Genomic DNA, 605 nt, shown 5'->3' on the forward strand with positions numbered 1-605 from the left:
GGTAGTTCAGTTGGTTAGAATGCCTGCCTGTCACGCAGGAGGTCGCGGGTTCGAGTCCCGTCCGGACCGCCATTTTTTATAAAATGCGGGTGTAGTTTAATGGTAAAACCTCAGCCTTCCAAGCTGATGTCGTGGGTTCGATTCCCATCACCCGCTCCATAAGTATGTGCTTTGACGTCATTCATCATTCTGTTTAATGAATGAAGAATTTGCGAAATTTAGAAATGTACAAATTATTATTTCGGGAAAATAATCTTTCCGTGAATTCCTATTGATTTCGCAAGAAAGCTTATGTTATATTATGAATCCGCCAGTAAATGAGGCGGCTCAAACAAACTGATTTACATCTTCATCATTTTAAATGAATAATATTTTTTCTTTAAAGTGTTGACTTGCAAATGAGTAAATGATATGATTATTTAGCTGTCCGATACGACAGTAAAGCGAATTGATCTTTGAAAACTGAACAAAATAAACGTCAATGTTTTAAGAATTAAACTTCTATAGAAGATGCCCGTCATCTATATAGAAACAAATGAGCAAGTCAAACTTTTTTGGAGAGTTTGATCCTGGCTCAGGACGAACGCTGGCGGCGTGCCTAATAC

Annotated in this window: 2 tRNA genes; both read left to right on the forward strand. The window is 38.0% G+C overall.

The features are described 5' to 3' along the window. Position 1 precedes the first annotated feature (1 nt). Positions 2–72: transfer RNA gene (locus RG959_RS23810), tRNA-Asp, on the forward strand. 13 nt (positions 73–85) lie between these two features. Then, positions 86–159, forward strand: a tRNA-Gly gene (locus RG959_RS23815). Positions 160–605 lie beyond the last annotated feature (446 nt).

This window comes from Domibacillus sp. 8LH (assembly GCF_038806185.1).
Classification (GTDB): Bacteria; Bacillota; Bacilli; order Bacillales; family Domibacillaceae; genus Domibacillus; species Domibacillus indicus_A.